Source organism: Sneathiella sp. D3-11 (assembly GCF_055809395.1).
The window spans coordinates 2,983,746-3,001,686 of sequence record NZ_CM147911.1; the positions used below are offsets into that span (position 1 = coordinate 2,983,746).

The following is a 17,941-nucleotide window of genomic DNA, read 5'->3' on the forward strand; positions in this document are numbered from 1 at the left end:
AAGTGAGAGAGATAGGATGAACGTTCAGCGTTTTGTCGGCTGGTTGATCTGTAGCTGCTTTTTGTTGACGAGCTGTGTCACGCCCGGAATGTCGTCGCGCGTTGGTCCCCGGGTTTCTAGCGAAGTCATGACTGCGGCAAAAATTGACCCTTCTTCGCCGAAACCCAAGCTTGATGTCATCATTCCGGTGTTCGATCCGGGCATCCCGGAGGATGACGCTGCTCTCGAAGATGATGAAGAAGTCTGGCCGGAGTTGCGGCGCGCAGAGGCCGTACGCTTTGCCTTGATATTAAAAGAAAAAATTGAAGCAACTGGAAAATTTGGTGCCGTTCGCGTGACGCCGAATGCTGAGGCGACGGGAGACTTATATGTCATTGGTAAGATCATAGAATCCAACGGATTGGACGTGGAAATCGGTGTCGACGTTTTTGATATCTCAGGTGCAAAATGGTATGATGAAGAATATGAGCATGAAGTGCCGGAGAAATTCTTTAAGTCCATACGAAATAAAGGGAAAGACCCATATGACCCTGTCTTCGTGGAAGCCGCGCAAGACCTAGTCGAGCATTTGGATGATGCGGATGATACCGAACTTGCCTTGCTGAAACCTGTGACAGAAATGCGTTTTGGAGCGAATTTTTCTGAGGAATCCTTCTCTGAGTATATCAAAGATGACGGCGGAGAGATTGAATTGACCGGCCTGCCAAGTGAGGATGATCCAATGTTACGCCGGATCAGGGCGATTTGGGTCCGAGATCAACTGTATGTGGATAATCTTCAACAGCACTATGAGGCGTTCAATGCCAAGATGGCCCCGAGTTATACCGTCTGGCAGAAACAGAGCCAGGAAGCCCAGATCGCGTTGAACGAGGCAAGAGTGAAGCAGACGACGCAAATCGTCGGGGGTGTTCTTTTGGCGATTTTGGGGGTTGGTCTCGCGGCTGCAAGTTCAAACAGTGGAAATGCCGCCCGGTCCGCAGGAGCATTTGCCGGGGCTGCGGCCGCCGGTGTTGGATCGGTTATTCTCTTCTCAGAAGGATTTAAAACGGGCAATGAGACAAAATTTCATGCGAGTACTCTTGAAGAGCTAGGCGAGTCTGTGGATTCTGAATTGGCACCACAGGTTGTTGAGTTCGAGGGTGAGACAAAAAAACTTACGGGTAATGCTGCGAAACAGTTTGCGGAATGGAGAAGTTTTCTGAAACAAGTATATGAACAGGAAAAAACACCAGAAAAACAGCTTTAAGTAACGACAATGTTTGAAAAAAAACTAGAAGAAGCTGCCCGGAAATCCCGGCAACAATTGTTTGTGTTGTTACTGTTGGTCGCTATCCTGATTTTGGGGGGTGCCGTTGCTTTTCTTATAACGCAGCTCTCGTTACAACAAACTTCAAATGTATCCGGGATTGAGGCCGAAAAGAAAAATATAGAGATCTCTCCGAAGATATCACCAGTTCAGCAGTCAAAACCCGCCGATGAAAAGATAAAGCAAAATCGTACCACCGAGGAGGTGGTCGGAGCGCTGCGCCGGTATGAAGAAGAGTTTGAAGGTATTATCCAATCGGGCGGGTTCGGTAAATGGAACGGCAGCTTGCAGCATGATCTGATCACGCGAAAAGACAAAGTCATCACGGATCTCGCGAATGGCGAAACGGATCGAGCATTCGAAGAAGTAAATAATCTAATCGCAGATGCCTCCACCGCAGTAAGTGAGTATGAGATTGTCTTTGAAGAAGCGATGGCAAATGCGATACGCGCCTATGAGGCTGAGGATGTGACGCGGGCAACAATTGAAGTGGAACGAGCGCTTGAGCTCAAACCGGATGACGCCGTTGCTCTGGAGTTGCAAGAAAAAATTAAAAAGCTTCCGCAATTATTTGAATTAATGGAAAAAGCGCGCGTCGCGAATATAGAGAATAATCTGGAAGAGGAACGAAATTTATCCGTTGAAATTATACGGCTTGATCCGACACGCGTACTGTATCAAGAGCGGATAGAGGAGATTGATGTTTTGCTGCGTGAAGCACGATTTGAAAAGATCGTTACTTCAGGCCTGATCGCGAGCAAAAAAGAACAGCTTGGGAATCTCCAAAGTGCATATGATCAGGCAAATGCTCTTTTCCCGTCGCGAGAGGAAACGAAGAACCTTGCATCCCTTTTAAAAGAGCTAAAACGCGAGTTGCGCTTTCGCACCTTCGTAAAGGAGGGAGACACCGCAATTCAACAAGACAATTGGCGAGATGCTCTTGCTTCCTACCAGAATGCGTCGGCACTATATCCGGACAAAATAGAAGTCCAGGAGGCTATTTCTCTATCGCAGAAAATATTGCGTATGAGTGGGGAAGTTCAGGGGTTTCTTAAAAATGCATCACGATTATCGGTGGATAATATACGGCAGGCCGCAGAACAGGCAATTGCTGATGCGGAAATCTATAGTGCGATGAGCCCGGCTCTTGCGAATGATGTTGAACGGTTGCAGACGGAAATTATCCAACGAAACAAGGAAATTGAAGTCTGGGTCCTTTCCGATAAATTGACAAATGTAACTGTGCGGGGCGTCGGCAAGGTCGGTATGGTGGAGCGATATAAAATACGTTTGAAGCCGGGGCAATATACGTTCGAAGGGCGCCGTGAAGGGTTCAGGACGAAATCGGTCCAGATCACGATTTCTCCGGAAGATAGTCAGCTTGAGGTGACAGTCAAAAGCGATGAGCGAATTTAAACAACAAATCGAGAATGCCGCTCGCCGTCAACGGCTCCTGCTTCTGGGCTTTGGTGGTTTCGGTCTCGGCTTTATGTTGGTGGTAGCCGTCGGCTTTCTGCTGATGAAGGTAACACCGGTTAAGGTATCTCCGGTTCCTGCCGCAACAGAGGCAGTTGTTACTGTCGAGAAAGGAGCTGCGATTTATTTCCAAGGGTCGCTTTTTTCACTCTCTCGCTATCCTGTCATCTCTGCGGCGGCAAAGGGATATGTAACGGCCGAGCGAGAAATTGGCCCCTCTGAGGAGGGAGCGGCTGTTGAAGTTGTCCTCCGGGAACTCCCTGCTAAATTGACGGTGAAGGTCGCAGCGCCGGAAGAGGCGTTGAACTGGCGTATCAATGGGAAAACCTATCCATCGACATCACAGTTGGAGGCGGAACTTGACGCAGGGCACTACGTTGTGCGCGCAGAGCATCCCTACTTTCAGCCGGTGGAGCGGGAATACGATCTGGAGCGGGGGAAAGCTATTCAGATGAACTTTCTCTCGAAAGAGCTGTCGGCACCATACGTCTGAATGTCACGCCTTCTGATGCCAATGTGATATTCAACGGACAATCCGTCAGCGAAGTTCCTGCGGAAATCAGCATAGAAGCAGGGCAATATGAGATTGAGGTAACAAAAGACGGATTTGCGCCGATACAGGATGTCATTAATCTGACCTTCCAGCAGAATGAGATCGAGCGACACTACCGGTTACAAAAAAAGCCTGCCTATGTAACTGTTTCCACCACTCCGAAAGGCGGACGCCTTACATTAAACGGCAAGTCGGTCTCGGCGGGGAAAGAATTGCAACTCTCGGCCAATAAAAAATACTATTTGAGATATGAAAAAGACGGCTATGGCTCGAAGGAAGAGGAAATTAATCTCAAGCCGGATGAGCATCTGGATGTGACGTTTGATATGGCGCTTAAAATTGGCGAAATCCATATCACGTCCACGCCCCCCGCATCAATTCTCATTGATGGCAAGCCAGCAGGAAACACGCCGCTTATCGTTAGGCTTCCGGCAACTGCGCATGATTTCACTCTTCAACGGCCGGGCTATGTGAGCGTCAATAAAGTTATAAAACTTGATCAGAAAGCGGTTCGTAAACTGGATGTTACGCTCAAAACAGAACGCGCGGCAACGATAGACACGGCCAAACCGGTTTATAAAAACAGTTTGGGTATGGAAATGCGATTGTTTGAACCGACAGAGGTTCAATTGGGCGCACCACGTCATGAGAAAGGACAGCGGGCAAACGAATTTCTTCGCCCCGTCAATCTGACGCGGCATTTCTATGTAGCTACGACAGAAACGACAGAGGGGCAGTACAGTCAGTTCCAGGGTAAGCGTAAAAGGGGAGATAATTTTCCGGTTACGAATATTTCATGGGAGGAAGCTGCCCGGTTTTGCAATTGGCTGAGCAAGATTGAAGGCCTGCCAATGTTTTACAAATTTGATGGGGTCAATTATCGGGGATTTGATGCGCAGTCAACTGGCTATAGATTGCTGAGCGAGGCGGAATGGGAATGGCTTGCCCGAAAAGCCAAGCGGAACAAACAGACAGTTTTCCCTTGGGGAGACGATGCCGTCATCCCAAAAGGAGCCGGAAATATTGCCGACGAAACGGCAAACGGCAAAACTCCGTTTTTTGTTCCCGGCTATATTGACGGGTTTGCGAACGCGGCTCCGGCTGGTAGCTTCGTTAAGGACAAAGCCGGGCTCCACGATTTATTTGGCAATGTGTCTGAATGGGTTCATGATTTCTATACCCTTGTGCCGCCCGCCTCAGGTGAGGTTCTGGCAGATCCGTTAGGGGCTCAGGCGGGAGATAAGCATATGTTTAAAGGGGCGAGCTGGGCATCTGGGACGCTGACGGAAATCAGACCTGCCTACCGGGCATCCTCGGGTCAGGGAACGGACAAAATTGGCTTCAGGGTCGCTCGCTACGTCTATGGAGATGCAAAATGAGATGGTTAAATAGCAGAAAGATCATTGTTGCCGTTGTTGCGCTGACGGGCGGAGTGGTCCTGTTGCAATATGCCTATGCGCAAAGTAGCGCGTCGATATCGCTTAATACTCCTGTTGCTTTCCCTGTGGATATCTAGATGAAGAACTTTATTCTCGCAACGGCTCTCTTGCTGCTCTGTGCTTTCGGCGTTTGGGTCGTTTATGAAGTCATCGTCATTCCGGAAGCCGCTCGCGCTGGTTGCGGAAGCAAGACAAAACGGCAGCGCCGCCCCACAGGTCTTTGTGGTGATCATCAAGGACTGGGAGCAGCAGATATGTATCACGCTCGCTTTATGGTGCTTGCTGCTGCTCAGCATTAAATACTGGGATATTTTCAGTGACAATCATTTCTACGACATTGATTTTCTGGGTACGATGATTGAAGCGGCTGATGGCGAAGAGGAGAAGCTGACTTTACGTAAAACCATGACGGAAATCGATGAGTTGCCGGAGAAAATAACCACCACTCCGGTTATCCAAACCCTGATTGCCAGTATTCGCCGTTATCTTATGACCGAGGATGTTCATAGCACCTCTGAAGCGATCTCGCTTAGTATCGATGCGCTGGCCCTCCGGCAGGATGCTGGTAACACGATGATCCGCTACGTTATCTGGGCGATCCCGTCATTCGGTTTTATCGGCACGGTCAGAGGGATTGGCGCGGCGTTGACCCAGGCGGATGAGGCATTGAAGGGAGACATTACCCTTATGACAGACAGCCTTGGCGTTGCCTTCAACTCCACCTTGGTGGCACTCTGCTTGTCCATTCCCTTAATGCTGTTGCTACATGGACTGCAGCGGTTTCAGGATGGGCAGTTGATCAAGACTCAGGAATATTGCGAAAAATTTCTGCTAAACCGCGTCAGCAAATAGGTATCCCTTGCGCAAACGTCGTGAAACAGAAGGGGTCAGTCTTTCGTTCCTTGACATCATGTCATGTGGGTTGGGTGCGGCCGTTCTTATCCTGATATTGCTGAAACTTCAGCCGGATCAATCGGCCGTTGATGTGGACGCCCTCAAGAAAGAACTGGAAGTCCGGCATGAAAAGGCGGAGGAACTGCAGGTCACACTGGAACAGGACCAGCTTGAACTGGAAGCGCTCAATTCCAGGCTGGCAAGCCTTGCTGGGAAGAAGGATGCGCTGACGGAGGCAATCAATAATTCCACCAGCCGGATGGAGGAAAAGGTTGCCGAGATAAAAAGCGTTACTGAAAGCATAGTCAAAAAGCCGCCGTTGCAAAAAGCTGACCCCGTACAATCCGATCAGGGCGGGGAGGAAGAATATCTGCTCGGCCTCAAAGTGGAAGGAAAGCGGATTGCCTTTCTGATTGATACAAGCGCGTCAATGACTGACGAAAAGCTTGTAGATATCATCGGCCGGAAAGTGGCCTCCGATGCAGAGAAAAAGCAGGGTCCGAAATGGCGGCGGACAATCAGAACAGTCAAATGGCTCGCCAATCGAATTCCGAAAAAGTCGCAGGCAAAGTTCGTTGGATTTAATGAGAAGGTCTTTGCTATCGGACCAAGTAGTTGGTTCTCTGGATCAGACGCCGCAGCGATCGAAAGTGTTTTTCAGCGAATGGAAAATGTGGTCCCGGAGGGAGCCACTAATCTGGAGGCGGTCCTTGAATCTGTTAATGGGTTTAGTGATGCGCCGACCGACTATTATCTTGTGACAGACGGTCTGCCAACCGCAGGCACCTCCAATTTTGTGTCGCTAAATCCGTTTTCCAATTGCAATTCTCTTTTTGGAAAATCGGCCACGATTTCCGGAGATTGCCGACTTAAGCTATTCCAGTACACCATCAGGAAGCATGGTATTCATAAAGGACGGCCTGTCAATGTCGTCCTCCTGCCACTCGAAGGGGATCCAAAGGCTGCGCCGGCATTTTGGAGCTGGACCTTCTCGACAAACGGCCTGATGATCAGCCCGGCGGAGAGCTGGCCATGAGACGGCGCAGTCGGACATTGGAGATATTCAGTATTTCCTTTTTGGACCTTGTATCCTGCGGGTTTGGCGCGGTTGTTCTTTTGATCCTGATCTCTAAACCGGGGGAGGGGGAGTTCTCTGGCGGGATTGACGAAGCGCGGGATCTGATGGGACAGGTTACACGGGCAGAACGTCTTATCAGCGACCTGGAAGATCAAACGTCCATGGTGGAGGGGCAACTAAGCGCGAGCAAAAACCTGGCCGGAGAGATGGAAAATACAATCGAGGATTTGGATCAGCAAAAATCCTCCGCCGAGCAGGCCGAAGCCAAGGCGCTGGATGACCTCGAAGGATTGCAGCTGGTTGAGGAGTCACTTAACCGTGCCTCTATTCGTCCGAACACAGTACCGGAAAAGCGCGACGATGAGGTCGGCGGCATTCCTGTCGATAGTGACTATGTCCTTTTCATTGTTGATACCTCCGGCAGTATGCAGAGGATATGGGGACAAGTGTCCCGCCTGATGCAAAAAGTGCTCTCCATTCACCCAAAGGTTAAAGGCTTTCAGATCTTGAATGATAACGGCATTCACCTGATTTCCTCCTATAACGGGAAATGGATTCCCGATACCCCTAGTCGGCGCAAGGGTATTTTCAAGGCCTTTGCCAACTGGCGCAGCAACTCCAACAGCAGCCCGGTTGAAGGGCTTGAAGTTGCCTTGAAAACATATGCCAAGCCGGGAGTGAGTCTCTCCATTTATATTTTGGGAGATGATTATACGGGTTCGTCATATGATGCGGTGATTAACCGCCTGGAAAGTTTAAATACAAACCGGATCACCGGTAAGCCACTCGCCCGTATACACGCCATTGGCATTATTTCCAGAGGGGCAACGGATCGCTTCGGTATCTTGATGCGGGAAGTAACCCGCAGAAGTAACGGCACGTTTCTGGCCCTTCCTCAGCAATGAGGGCGGGATAACAGGTTTTATCCCACACGAACTATTTCCCCAGACTCGCGATATAGCAGCCATCTGTCGCGGATCTAACGTCTGACCAAATTATTCAGGTCTGCCCGTCCCTCTGTCATTAAATGCTTCATCAATAATAGTGCTGTTTTGGCACAGATTTTCCCTGGAATGAGCGAGCCCGGAAGTGCGCTGAATTTAAAATATTGTAATATGATATATCAAATGTCATAATTTTGCGTATGACCGGTTGGGGTGTGGCAAGCCAGGTCAGATGAACAAACGTCACACATGCTCAGGAAGGATGCGATATGATAAGAAGTTCGATTTTTGCTGCAACGGTAGCGTTATGCATGGGAACTGGTGGGATAGCCAATGCGGCAGACCTGCTTGATGAGATTCAGGAACGCGGAGAATTAGTCTGCGGCACACTGAACTACATCGCGGGTGTTGGGTTCATCGATGATAAAGGCGAATGGAGTGGCTTTGACGTCGATTTCTGCAAGGCCGCAGGGGCGGCAATTCTTGGAGACGCAAAGAAGGTTAAGTTTGTTGCTTTGACCGGTGCGCAAAAATTTCCTGCCTTGCAATCGGGCGAAATCGACATTTTGTCACGTAGCGTCACAGAAACTATTTCGCGCGATACGACGCTCGGGTTCAGCTTTATTGGTCCGAACCATATGACGGGTCAGGGATTTATGGTCCATAAGGATACAGGTGTGACCGATGTTAAACAGCTGGACGGCGCATCAGTCTGTGTTCTTGCAGGAACCACGACAGAGCGATATCTAGCCGACTGGTTCAAGGCAAATGGAATGTCATTCCAGCCTGTGGCTGCGGAAAACAGTGATCAGATGTACTCAATGTACTTTGATAAACGCTGCGACGCGGTGACGATGGAGCCGCCTTATCTTGCAATTCGCCGTGCGCGGGCCGCAAGTCCGGACGATCATGTGATTTTGGAAACTCTTATCGCTAAATCGTTTGAGGCGCCGGTTATCCGCGAAGGGTCGCCCAAGTTTTTCAAGGTACTGCAATGGATGCATTACGGAATGATCACTGCGGAAGAGCTAGGTATTACCCAAGCGAATGTTGATGAGGTCGCCAAGACATCAAAAGATCCGGTCGTCCTGCGCTTTCTCGGCGTTGAGGGCACAATTGGAGCCGATATGGGTGTCAAAAATGACTGGATGGTCAATGTCATCAAGACCGTGGGTAACTACGGAGAATTCTACAACAACACTCTTGGTAAGAATTCACACCTCCAGTGTACCGCGCGGCCTGAATGCGCTATGGCGTGACGGCGGCGCAATGGTCGCTCCTGGCTGGCAATGAAATCCGGCCCAACCTATCAAGACGTACCCGGTGGGGTACGTCTTGCACGCCTGTTTGCGCAACGTGAATTTCAGTCGCAGGCGCTGTTTGTCATTATAGTTGTTGTGTTGGTTTGGGGCGCTATTCAGGTCGCGTCTGAAAATCTTGCAGAATCTTCCGGGAAATCCGGTTTCGCCTTTTTGTGGCAGAAGGCTGCGTTCGAGCTGGGGGAAAGCTTAATTCCTTACAGTGCGGGCGATACCTATTTCATGGCCTTTGTCGTCGGTGTTTTGAACACCTTAAAGGTTGCCGCGCTTGGGATAGTTCTTTCAACATTCGTCGGATTGATTATTGCCTTGGGACAGCTTTCAAAAAGCGTGGTGATTGCGCGCTTGTGTCGTGGCTATGTCGAAGTTGTGCGAAATGTCCCGTTGTTGTTGCAGCTTTTGTTCTGGCACACCTTTCTGCTACGCGGGTTGCCGACGGTACGGCAGGCGCTGTCGCCGGTTGAAGGGGTGTATTTTACCAATCGGGGGCTTTACCTGCTTTCCCCCGTGGCGGAGCCGTCTTTCTGGGTGGTGATGCTAGCGTTATTAGGCGGGATTGCTCTTGCCGTCGGACTAAGAATCTGGCACCGCAAGACAAATGCAGAGTTTACTTTGTGGCCATGGGGGCTATCGATCGCGATATTACCGGCCATTGCCGCAATCTATTTTGCCGGAGCACCGATCAGTTGGGATATCCCACATTTAAGCGGTTTCAATTTTAAGGGTGGATTAACGATTACCCCTGAATTCACCGCCATGTTGCTCGGGTTGAGCCTTTACACGGGTGCATTTAATGCGGAGATCATTCGCGCCGGTATCTTGGGTGTTCCGAAGGGGCAGGTCGAGGCGGGTTTCTCGTTGGGCCTCCATCCGGGTCAGGTGATGCGTAAGATTGTCCTTCCGCAGGCGCTGCGCATTATCATTCCACCAATATCAAATTCCTACCTTAATCTGACGAAAGAGAGTTCCCTCGGTGTGGCAATTGGCTATCCCGAAGTTGTTCGAGTGGCCAATATCACTCTTGCGGAAACCAGCCAGTCACTCGAATGCGTGTCGATCATCATGTTGATATATTTGATCCTCAGTCTCATCACGTCGATGATTCTGAATTTAATGAATGCCCGAACATCGAGAGAGGAGCGATAATGTCAAATACTATCATACCTCGGCTCTCTTGGTGGCAACGATTGACTGCTGAATTCACGAGATCGCCAGTATCGGTGGTGCTAAATATTACGGCCATGCTTGTCTTGGTGCTGATTGCGATACCAATTGTACAATGGGCTTTGATAGACGCGGTCTGGACGGGAGATTCTGGAGATAGCTGCCCACCCGGTTCCGGCGCCTGCTGGGCCTTTATCGGCAGTAAGCTAAGGCTCATTTTGTTCGGTCGCTTTCCATATGACGATCAGTGGCGCTCGCTGGTGGGGACGGTTATTCTGGTGGCGCTGGTCGTTATCTCGCTTAACCCGATTTTCTGGCGCAAATGGTTGCTTCCGGCCTGGGTCGCCGGGCTTCTCTCATATGGAATTCTGATGTGGGGAGGGGTTTTTGGATTAAGTTACGTGGAAAGCTCCCTATGGGGTGGCTTGCCGCTCACAATTTTGCTGACAGTTTTTGGCGTGGCATTCGGGCTGGTAATCTCTGTCCCCCTCGCTTTGGGGCGGCAGTCTAAACTGCCCGTTTTTCGCCTATTCTCGATTGTCTTTGTTGAGGCCGTCCGCGGCGTGCCGTTAATCAGCGTGCTGTTTATGGCGTCCGTACTGTTGCCGTTGATCCTGCCCGATGGATTTACGCCGGATGGTTTGGGCCGGGTATTGATCGGTCTTACTCTGTTTTTGGCAGCCTATATGGCAGAGGTGCTGCGCGGTGGCCTTCAGGCCATTCCAAAAGGTCAGTATGAAGCCTGTCGGTCCCTTGGGATTGCCTACTGGCCGATGATGCTGAAAGTCATATTGCCCCAGGCTTTCGAGACTGTATTACCGGCGATGGTCAATCTGTTTATCGGGGCGTTAAAGGGAACATCTTTGGTTGTTATCGTTGCCATGATGGATCTGCTCGGTGCGGCCCAGGCTGCCTTGGCGGATCCGAAATGGATTGGCTTTTATGTAGAGACATATGTATTTGCCGGCATTATTTATGCGCTAATGTGCGGGAGTATTTCATGGTACGGACGTCAGACGGAACGGTCCCTTCGTGATATGCGGGAACAATCAAATGACCGGTAATAAAAAGGACAAGTTATAATGATTTCACAGATCGATAACCTGAAAGCAGATCCCGCGACCCGGGACTTGCTTGGTGTTGTGGATCGCGGCCCGTCACTGACTGATCAGGTTTATGAAAAGCTCAGGCACGGATTGCTGATGGGCGTCTGGAGCCCGGGAGAGAAACTGACGGCCCGAAAGCTTAGCCGGGATCTCGGTGTGAGTTTGACGCCTGCGCGGGAAGCGATTATGCGCCTCGTTAATGAGGGCGCACTGGACGTTTCAGAAAAGCGGACATTCTCTACCGTTGATCTTGACTGTGAGCAATATAAAGAGGTCATGCGTCTTCGTGGGGCGCTTGAACCGATTGCAATTGAGCTGGCGACGCCGCTTTTTTCCGACGAGGAAATTAAACGTCTGGTCGATCTGAATGAGCAGATGAAGGAAATGATTGGCGAAGAGCGGTTTAACGACGCACTGCAAATTGATTCAGAATTTCATTTGTCAATTTGCGATCGTGCGAACCAGCCTTTCATGCGCAGTATTATCGATACCCTGTGGCTCCGGGCCGGACCAACACGAAATCGGTTGTCCTATAGCTATCGCAAACGCTTGATCGGATATGAAAACCATAAGCGTATTCTTGCGGCCCTTCAGTTGCGGGACGCCGCTGCCGCTGCGGTCGCGGTTGCACGCGACCTTTCCGAAGGAGCTGCCGCCATTGTTGCCGTATTGAACGACGATAAACCGGATGCCTAAATTCTCTCATCTATCCAGACGCTCAATTTATGAAAGGAATTTCCATGAAAATTACAAGAAACACATTTCCTAAAGGGGGGCGAGATTGGCCGGATCTGCAGCATGATATTCGGCAACGTTGTGCCGATGACGTGGACTGGCAGCATGGGCGGACTCCGTTGTTTGTTTTTCGAAATGATCAGGAGACCTATGAAATTGGGCGTAAAGCCTTTTTTGAATGCTTTAGCGAAAATGCCTTAGGTCGGAAAAGAGCCTTTTTTGGAATCGGGTCGATGGAGAAAGATGTCCTTGATTTCGGGCTTGATTTGTTCAGTGCTCCTGAAAGCGCGACGGGGGCATTTACCTCCGGCGGGACGGAGAGCATTTTTATTGCGATGAAGGCTGCGCGTGATGCCCATAGGGCGCGCAACCCGGCGCAGCGCGGTGAAACACTAAACATTGTTGTGCCAATCACAGTGCATCCGGCTTTTGACAAGGCGGCAGATGCAATGGATCTGGAAATGCTGCGGGCACCGCTAAGGGATGACAAGCGGGTTGAACCGGCAGAAATGAAGAAGCTTATTAATGAACGAACGATTGCCATGGTCGGTTCTGCGCCCTGCTTTCCGCATGGGGTTGTTGATCCGATTGACGAATTGAGTGCAATTGCTTTGGATGCGGGCATTTGGTTACATGTGGATGCCTGTGTTGGCGGGTGGATTGCCCCGTTTTTTACGCGGATTGGGCGCCCGACACCCCATTTTGATTTTCGATTTGAAGGGGTCCGGTCCATTTCGGCCGATTTACATAAATTCGGATTTTGCCCCAAACCGGCATCGACGGTTTTCTATCGGGATGCTGCCGATCTGGAGCGTGCGACGTTTAAATCCAATTCCTGGCCAAACGGACCGTTTGAAACGCCAACTCTTGTTGGCACAAGACCCGGAGGTGCAGTTGCTGGAGCCTGGGCTGTACTTAACCATCTGGGGACAGAAGGCTATGAAGACGCGGCACGCCGGCTTGCCGAGATGACAGATCAGTATTGCGAGGGTATCTGCAATATCGAAGGGTTGGAGCTTTGGGCTAAACCCGATCTTTCAATTATCAATTACGGCTCGAAAGAGGTCGATATTTTCCTTGTATCTGAAAAGATGATGAGCCGTGGATGGCTTTCTGGCCTGACCCGCGAACCCAAGGGAATGCATGCGATGATGTCCCTTCTACATGATGGCGCCCGCGATGCATTTTTGAAAGACTTGCGCGATTGCGTGGAACTGGCCCGTAAAGATCCGAATGCTGAAACCAACATTCAGGCCAAGTACTAGGCCATATCTTAAGCGTGGCTTTGCAATAATGCGTCTACTCCTGCCGTGCAGAAATCAACAAGCTGATCGATTTCTGCACGCGGCATATCTGGGCTAAGGGTTTCAATCCGCCAGGCGGAGTTAAAGAATGCCAGCATGGCGGCAACGGAAAAAATCTGGCCGATCGCCGCCATCTGCCGAGATGCCTTAGGGTAGAGCTTCAGAATTTCATCCAGAAACCGATGGGTTGTCGGATCAAAGCACTCAATTGCAAGTTCCCGCCAACGAGCGTCCGCAGAAACATGGGCTACAAGGCGGCCGTAAGAAATCCACTGATCGCTATCATCCTTCACCAGTTTTAAATAAGCGCGGAAAAAACAATCAAGAATATCTTTCAGTGTGACATCTGGCTGCTCAATTAAGACATCCAGATCGTTAATACGGATATCAGATAACTTTGTGGCGCGGCGCCTGACAACTTCACAAAACAGGGCTTCCTTGCTAGTTCCATGATGATGAACAAGGCCAACGGGAACTTTTGCCTGCGCGGCGATATCCCGAAGCGATGCGCCATCAAATCCATGCTCCGCAAAGGTTTTTTCTGCGGCATCCAGAATCCGTTTCCGGGTTTGTAACGACCTGACGGAAGGGGCCCTTTTTCGCGGAGCTTGTGTCGGCATTTCTTTCCCTGAAAAAATCTATTGCCTTATTTTGTACATTTGTTCAATCTAAAGAGCAACGGAGGAAGCATGAAAAATACAAAAAAACGCTACGCCCTCATTGGCGCGGGTCCAATGGGTTTGGCAATGGCAAAAGTGCTAAAAGAGCAGGGGATTCCCTTTCAGGGATTTGAGGTGCATTCGGATGTTGGAGGCCTGTGGGATATCGACGGGCGGAAGTCAACGATGTATGAAACCGCGCATTTGATCTCCTCCAAGAAAATGACGGAATTCACAGATTTCCCCATGAAGGAGAGGGTGGCAGAATATCCTTCTCATCGCGAGATGAAAGCATATTTCAGTGAATTCGCGGATTATTACGATCTTCGGAAGGAATATCTGTTTAACGCCGAAGTTTTAAAGACTACTCCGCTCGGTCAGTCGGGGGAGGGGTGGCAAGTCACCTGGCAGGACGATGAGGGAGAAAAGAGTGAGAAATTTGCGGGCATCCTGATCGCCAATGGTACGCTTTCGGAACCGAACCTGCCTGAGTTTCCCGGCTCATTCGAAGGTGAGATGATCCATTCCTGTGAATATCGTTATCCCGAGCAATTCAAAGGTAAGCGTGTTCTGGTTGTCGGAGCGGGCAATTCTGGCTGTGATATTGCGGTGGACGCCATTCACCATGGTCTCAGTTGCGATCTTTCAATGCGGCGCGGATATTATTTTGTTCCGAAATATGTGTTCGGAAAGCCGGCCGACACACTTGGTGGGATGATTAAACTGCCTATGTGGTTAAAACGGCGTATCGATGGAATGATTTTAAGATGGTTCGTTGGAAACCCACAGAAATATGGCTTTCCGAAGCCTGACTATCAGCTTTATGAAAGCCACCCGATCGTTAATTCATTGGTGCTTTATCATGCCGGGCATGGGGATATCCAGATTCATCCCGATATTGAGCGGATTGATGGAAAGTCGGTTTATTTTAAGAATGGAAGTGTCGGCGAATATGACATGATCCTGGCCGCAACAGGATACAAGCTGCACTATCCTTTTATTGATCAGGAATTGCTCAACTGGCAGGGAAATGCACCACACTTGTATCTGAATGCCTTACATCCAGAACGGGACGATTTGTTTGTTCTTGGTATGGTTGAGGCGAGCGGCCTCGGCTGGCAGGGGCGTCATGAACAGGCGGAAATGGTTGCGAGATATATCAAGGGGCTGATGCTGGATGCACCTGCGGCCAAGGAATTGAAGGCTGAAAAATCAAAAGGGTTTCTTCGGGCAACCGGAGGAATGAATTACATCGATCTGCCGCGTATGGCCTATTATGTCGACAAGGCTACCTATCTCAAGTCGGTCAAAAACTGGATCCAGCGGCTTAAGGAGACAGGATAATGGGTGCTATTGACGATGTTGTCTTGAATTTCAGCCCGGGTTCCATGCTGATCCTGAATGCGGTGCTGGCCATCGTCATGTTTTCCATTGCGCTTGACCTGACACCGCAGGATTTTCATAAGCTCCGCCGGGCACCGAAACCCCTCCTTGTGGGGCTGTTTTCCCAGTTTATTGTGCTGCCCGTGCTGACATTTTTGATGGTGTGGATGTTGCAGCCCAGACCGTCCATTGCGCTTGGACTCATTCTGGTTGCGGCTTGCCCCGGAGGAAATATCTCCAACTTTATTACCCATCGGGCCGGAGGGAATTCTGCCCTTTCTGTTTCCATGACCGGGATCGCGACGATCGCAGCTATTTTGATGACCCCGCTGAATGTCGCGTTCTGGGGTAACCTCTATCCACCAACACGGGAAATCCTGCAACAAACATCGCTCGATCCGTTTCAGATCGCCATCACCGTCGGGTTTATGCTGGTATTGCCTCTTATCCTTGGGGTGCAATGTAACCTTCGGGCACCGGTGCTGACGGCCCGGATCAGACGGCCGTTTCAGTGGCTGGCCATGGCAATTTTTATCAGCTTTATTGCCTTGGCGCTCGCGGCGAACTGGACATTTTTCCAGCAATTTGCCGGTGCTGTGGCCGGGCTGGTGATCTTGCATAATGCTCTTGCCCTCACAGGTGGATGGAGCACCGCAACCCTTGCCCGATTGTCACCCTATGACCGGCGTGCCGTGACGATTGAAACCGGTATCCAGAATTCTGCGCTGGGCCTTGTCCTGATATTCGCCTTTTTCCACGGGCTTGGTGGCATGGCCGTAACAGCGGCTTTCTGGGGGATTTGGCATGCGATTTCCGGCCTTGGCCTGGCCATGTATCTTTCCCGGACGGAGGCAGCGCGATGACCGATAAAACGATTGTCCTAGTCACTGGTGCCGCTGGCATGGTGGGGCGGGCTCTGCTCGAAGAACTCGCGGACAATGTAAAATATCAAACTATCGCGACAGATATATCGCCGCTGGATGACCTGCCAGCAGGGATTGAGTTTCAAAAGCTGGATGTGACGACCAATGACCCGGCTTTGGTAATCAGCGATGTCCGGCCTGATGTCATTGTCCATCTGGCCTCTATCGTGACGCCGCCAAAGGGAACGGGGCGTGATTTTGCCTATCAGGTAGATGTTGAAGGAACGCGGAAAATTCTCGAGGCGGCGATCGCTGCTGATGTTCGGCGACTGGTCGTAACGTCCTCCGGCGCAGCATATGGTTATCATGCAGATAATGCCGTTCCGCTTCAAGAGAGTGACCCCATTCGCGGAAATGAGGAATTTGCCTACTCACATCATAAAAGACTGGTTGAGGAGATGCTGCGAGAGGCGCGCGAAGCGACACCTCAGCTTGAGCAGGTGGTTTTTCGGGTGGGAACTGTGCTCGGGGTGGGAACGGAGAATCAGATCACGGCTCTGTTTCATAAACGACGCCTGCTGGCGATACAGGGATTTGAAAGTCCGTTTGTTTTTATCTGGACCCGTGATCTTGCGCGTATCTTAAAGCGGGCGGCAGGGGATGGTCCTGCGGGCATCTTTAATGTTGCAGGTGACGGTGCACTTGGCATTAGCGATCTTGCTCATCTACTCCAAAAGCCGATTTTTATGCTCCCTGCCTGGGTCTTGAAAGCGGCCCTCGCGATAGCGCAGCCGCTTGGCCTGACGCAATATGGTCCAGAGCAGGTTAAATTCCTGCAGTATCGTCCGGTTCTGGATAACCAAAAGCTGAAGGATGAATTCGGTTATATGCCCGAATTAACAAGCCGAGAGGTTTTCTCCCTATGGCAGAAGGCCGCGGGCCTATGAAAACGGCAGTGATTACAGGCGGCGCAGGCGGGTTGGGGCAGGCCTTATCGCGGGACTTGCAGGTAAGGGGATGGCGTGTGGTACTCATCGATCTCAATGTCAGTCGTTTGCAGACAACGGATACGCAGAGCCTCGTGGAGTGCGACCTTACCGATCCTGTGCAACTCAAACATGCGGCCGAGGGGATTATCGCGCAATATGATGCTATCGATCTCGTCATTTACAATGCCGGGATTACACAGATCGGTGCGTTTGAAGATCAAAGCGATCTCAGCCATCGAAAGGTGTTTGAGATCAATTATTTTGCGGCCGTTTCTCTTGCGCACTTACTTTTGGATGCCATTCGGCGGGCGAAAGGAACGCATCTGGCGATTTCATCCGTCGCTGGCTTTGCGCCGCTCTATCACCGGACGTCCTATGCGGCATCAAAGCACGCGCTTGAAGGGTTCTTTAAATCTTTACGCTCCGAAGAAAAGATACACGGTGTTCATGTGCAGATTGCCGCGCCCTCATTTGTCGCGACCAATATCGGGAAAGCGGACCGTCAACCGGATGGAATAGCCCGGCCCGGGTCTGCCTCAGATGGCAAGGATTATATGACAGCGGACGCCGCGGCGACAGAGATTATGCGTGGATTTGACCGGGCACAGCCGATGATTCTGGTGGGCCGGGTCGCGCGCCTTTCCTGGTGTATTAACCGCATCTCACCGCGTCTTTACCAGTGGCTGATGGAACGGGAGATATCTGGTAGCTAGACGTTAAACCATATCC

The 17,941-nt window shown here is 50.6% G+C and carries 18 protein-coding genes; 17 read left to right on the plus strand and 1 reads right to left on the minus strand.

Annotation, left to right across the window (positions count from 1 at the left end):
* Positions 1-16: 16 nt before the first annotated feature.
* From AC0L73_RS15100 to AC0L73_RS15160, 13 genes are all read left to right on the plus strand, one after another.
* Positions 17-1,246 (plus strand): hypothetical protein, encoded by a 1,230-nt coding sequence (locus tag AC0L73_RS15100; RefSeq protein ID WP_473654121.1) that lies wholly within the window; start codon positions 17-19, stop codon positions 1,244-1,246.
* A 9-nt stretch (positions 1,247-1,255) separates the two neighbouring features.
* A complete protein-coding gene (locus AC0L73_RS15105; RefSeq protein WP_227950955.1) occupies positions 1,256-2,722 on the plus strand; it encodes a hypothetical protein in 1,467 nt (488 codons plus the stop codon).
* Positions 2,709-3,275: a hypothetical protein gene (locus AC0L73_RS15110; protein ID WP_473654122.1), complete on the plus strand. Its 567-nt coding sequence runs from the start codon at positions 2,709-2,711 to the stop codon at positions 3,273-3,275. Before AC0L73_RS15105 ends, AC0L73_RS15110 begins: the two co-directional genes overlap by 14 nt.
* Positions 3,276-3,298: 23 nt before the next feature.
* Complete coding sequence (locus AC0L73_RS15115) at positions 3,299-4,714, plus strand: SUMF1/EgtB/PvdO family nonheme iron enzyme (RefSeq protein ID WP_473654123.1); 1,416 nt, start codon at positions 3,299-3,301, stop codon at positions 4,712-4,714.
* On the plus strand, positions 4,711-4,851 hold the full coding sequence (locus AC0L73_RS15120) for a hypothetical protein (RefSeq protein ID WP_227950959.1): 141 nt from the start codon (positions 4,711-4,713) through the stop codon (positions 4,849-4,851). The genes AC0L73_RS15115 and AC0L73_RS15120 overlap by 4 nt, the downstream gene beginning before the upstream one ends.
* Positions 4,852-4,915: 64 nt before the next feature.
* Positions 4,916-5,626, plus strand: coding sequence for a MotA/TolQ/ExbB proton channel family protein (locus tag AC0L73_RS15125; protein ID WP_473654124.1), 711 nt, complete (start codon positions 4,916-4,918; stop codon positions 5,624-5,626).
* 7 nt (positions 5,627-5,633) lie between these two features.
* Complete coding sequence (locus AC0L73_RS15130) at positions 5,634-6,704, plus strand: vWA domain-containing protein (protein WP_227950964.1); 1,071 nt, start codon at positions 5,634-5,636, stop codon at positions 6,702-6,704.
* Complete coding sequence (locus AC0L73_RS15135) at positions 6,701-7,651, plus strand: vWA domain-containing protein (protein WP_473654125.1); 951 nt, start codon at positions 6,701-6,703, stop codon at positions 7,649-7,651. The genes AC0L73_RS15130 and AC0L73_RS15135 overlap by 4 nt, the downstream gene beginning before the upstream one ends.
* A gap of 308 nt (positions 7,652-7,959) precedes the next feature.
* Positions 7,960-8,949, plus strand: coding sequence for an amino acid ABC transporter substrate-binding protein (locus tag AC0L73_RS15140; RefSeq protein ID WP_473654126.1), 990 nt, complete (start codon positions 7,960-7,962; stop codon positions 8,947-8,949).
* A gap of 30 nt (positions 8,950-8,979) precedes the next feature.
* The gene (locus tag AC0L73_RS15145) at positions 8,980-10,155 is read left to right on the plus strand and encodes an amino acid ABC transporter permease (protein ID WP_227950970.1); all 1,176 of its coding nucleotides are present in this window, start codon (positions 8,980-8,982) and stop codon (positions 10,153-10,155) included.
* Entirely contained in the window at positions 10,155-11,237 is a 1,083-nt protein-coding gene (locus AC0L73_RS15150) for an amino acid ABC transporter permease (RefSeq protein ID WP_473654127.1), read from the plus strand. The genes AC0L73_RS15145 and AC0L73_RS15150 overlap by 1 nt, the downstream gene beginning before the upstream one ends.
* 18 nt (positions 11,238-11,255) lie before the next feature.
* A complete protein-coding gene (locus tag AC0L73_RS15155) occupies positions 11,256-11,975 on the plus strand; it encodes a GntR family transcriptional regulator (RefSeq protein ID WP_227950974.1) in 720 nt (239 codons plus the stop codon).
* Between the two features lie 44 nt (positions 11,976-12,019).
* Positions 12,020-13,279, plus strand: a complete 1,260-nt coding sequence (locus AC0L73_RS15160) for a pyridoxal phosphate-dependent decarboxylase family protein (protein ID WP_227950976.1) — start codon at positions 12,020-12,022, stop codon at positions 13,277-13,279.
* Between the two features lie 8 nt (positions 13,280-13,287).
* On the opposite strand, the gene AC0L73_RS15165 is transcribed toward AC0L73_RS15160, so the two are convergent.
* Positions 13,288-13,938 carry a TetR/AcrR family transcriptional regulator gene (locus AC0L73_RS15165; RefSeq protein WP_227950979.1) on the minus strand — a complete coding sequence of 217 codons (651 nt, stop codon included), beginning with the start codon at positions 13,936-13,938 and terminating at the stop codon, positions 13,288-13,290.
* 69 nt (positions 13,939-14,007) lie between these two features.
* On the opposite strand from AC0L73_RS15165, the gene AC0L73_RS15170 reads away from it, so the two are divergent.
* The 4 genes from AC0L73_RS15170 to AC0L73_RS15185 are packed head-to-tail and all read left to right on the plus strand — an operon-like array spanning position 14,008 to position 17,925.
* On the plus strand, positions 14,008-15,321 hold the full coding sequence (locus AC0L73_RS15170) for a flavin-containing monooxygenase (protein ID WP_227950981.1): 1,314 nt from the start codon (positions 14,008-14,010) through the stop codon (positions 15,319-15,321).
* On the plus strand, positions 15,321-16,223 hold the full coding sequence (locus tag AC0L73_RS15175; protein ID WP_473654128.1) for a bile acid:sodium symporter family protein: 903 nt from the start codon (positions 15,321-15,323) through the stop codon (positions 16,221-16,223). The genes AC0L73_RS15170 and AC0L73_RS15175 overlap by 1 nt, the downstream gene beginning before the upstream one ends.
* Positions 16,220-17,170 carry an SDR family oxidoreductase gene (locus AC0L73_RS15180; RefSeq protein ID WP_473654129.1) on the plus strand — a complete coding sequence of 317 codons (951 nt, stop codon included), beginning with the start codon at positions 16,220-16,222 and terminating at the stop codon, positions 17,168-17,170. Before AC0L73_RS15175 ends, AC0L73_RS15180 begins: the two co-directional genes overlap by 4 nt.
* The gene (locus AC0L73_RS15185) at positions 17,146-17,925 is read left to right on the plus strand and encodes an SDR family NAD(P)-dependent oxidoreductase (RefSeq protein ID WP_473654130.1); all 780 of its coding nucleotides are present in this window, start codon (positions 17,146-17,148) and stop codon (positions 17,923-17,925) included. The genes AC0L73_RS15180 and AC0L73_RS15185 overlap by 25 nt, the downstream gene beginning before the upstream one ends.
* The last annotated feature ends 16 nt before the right edge of the window (positions 17,926-17,941 follow it).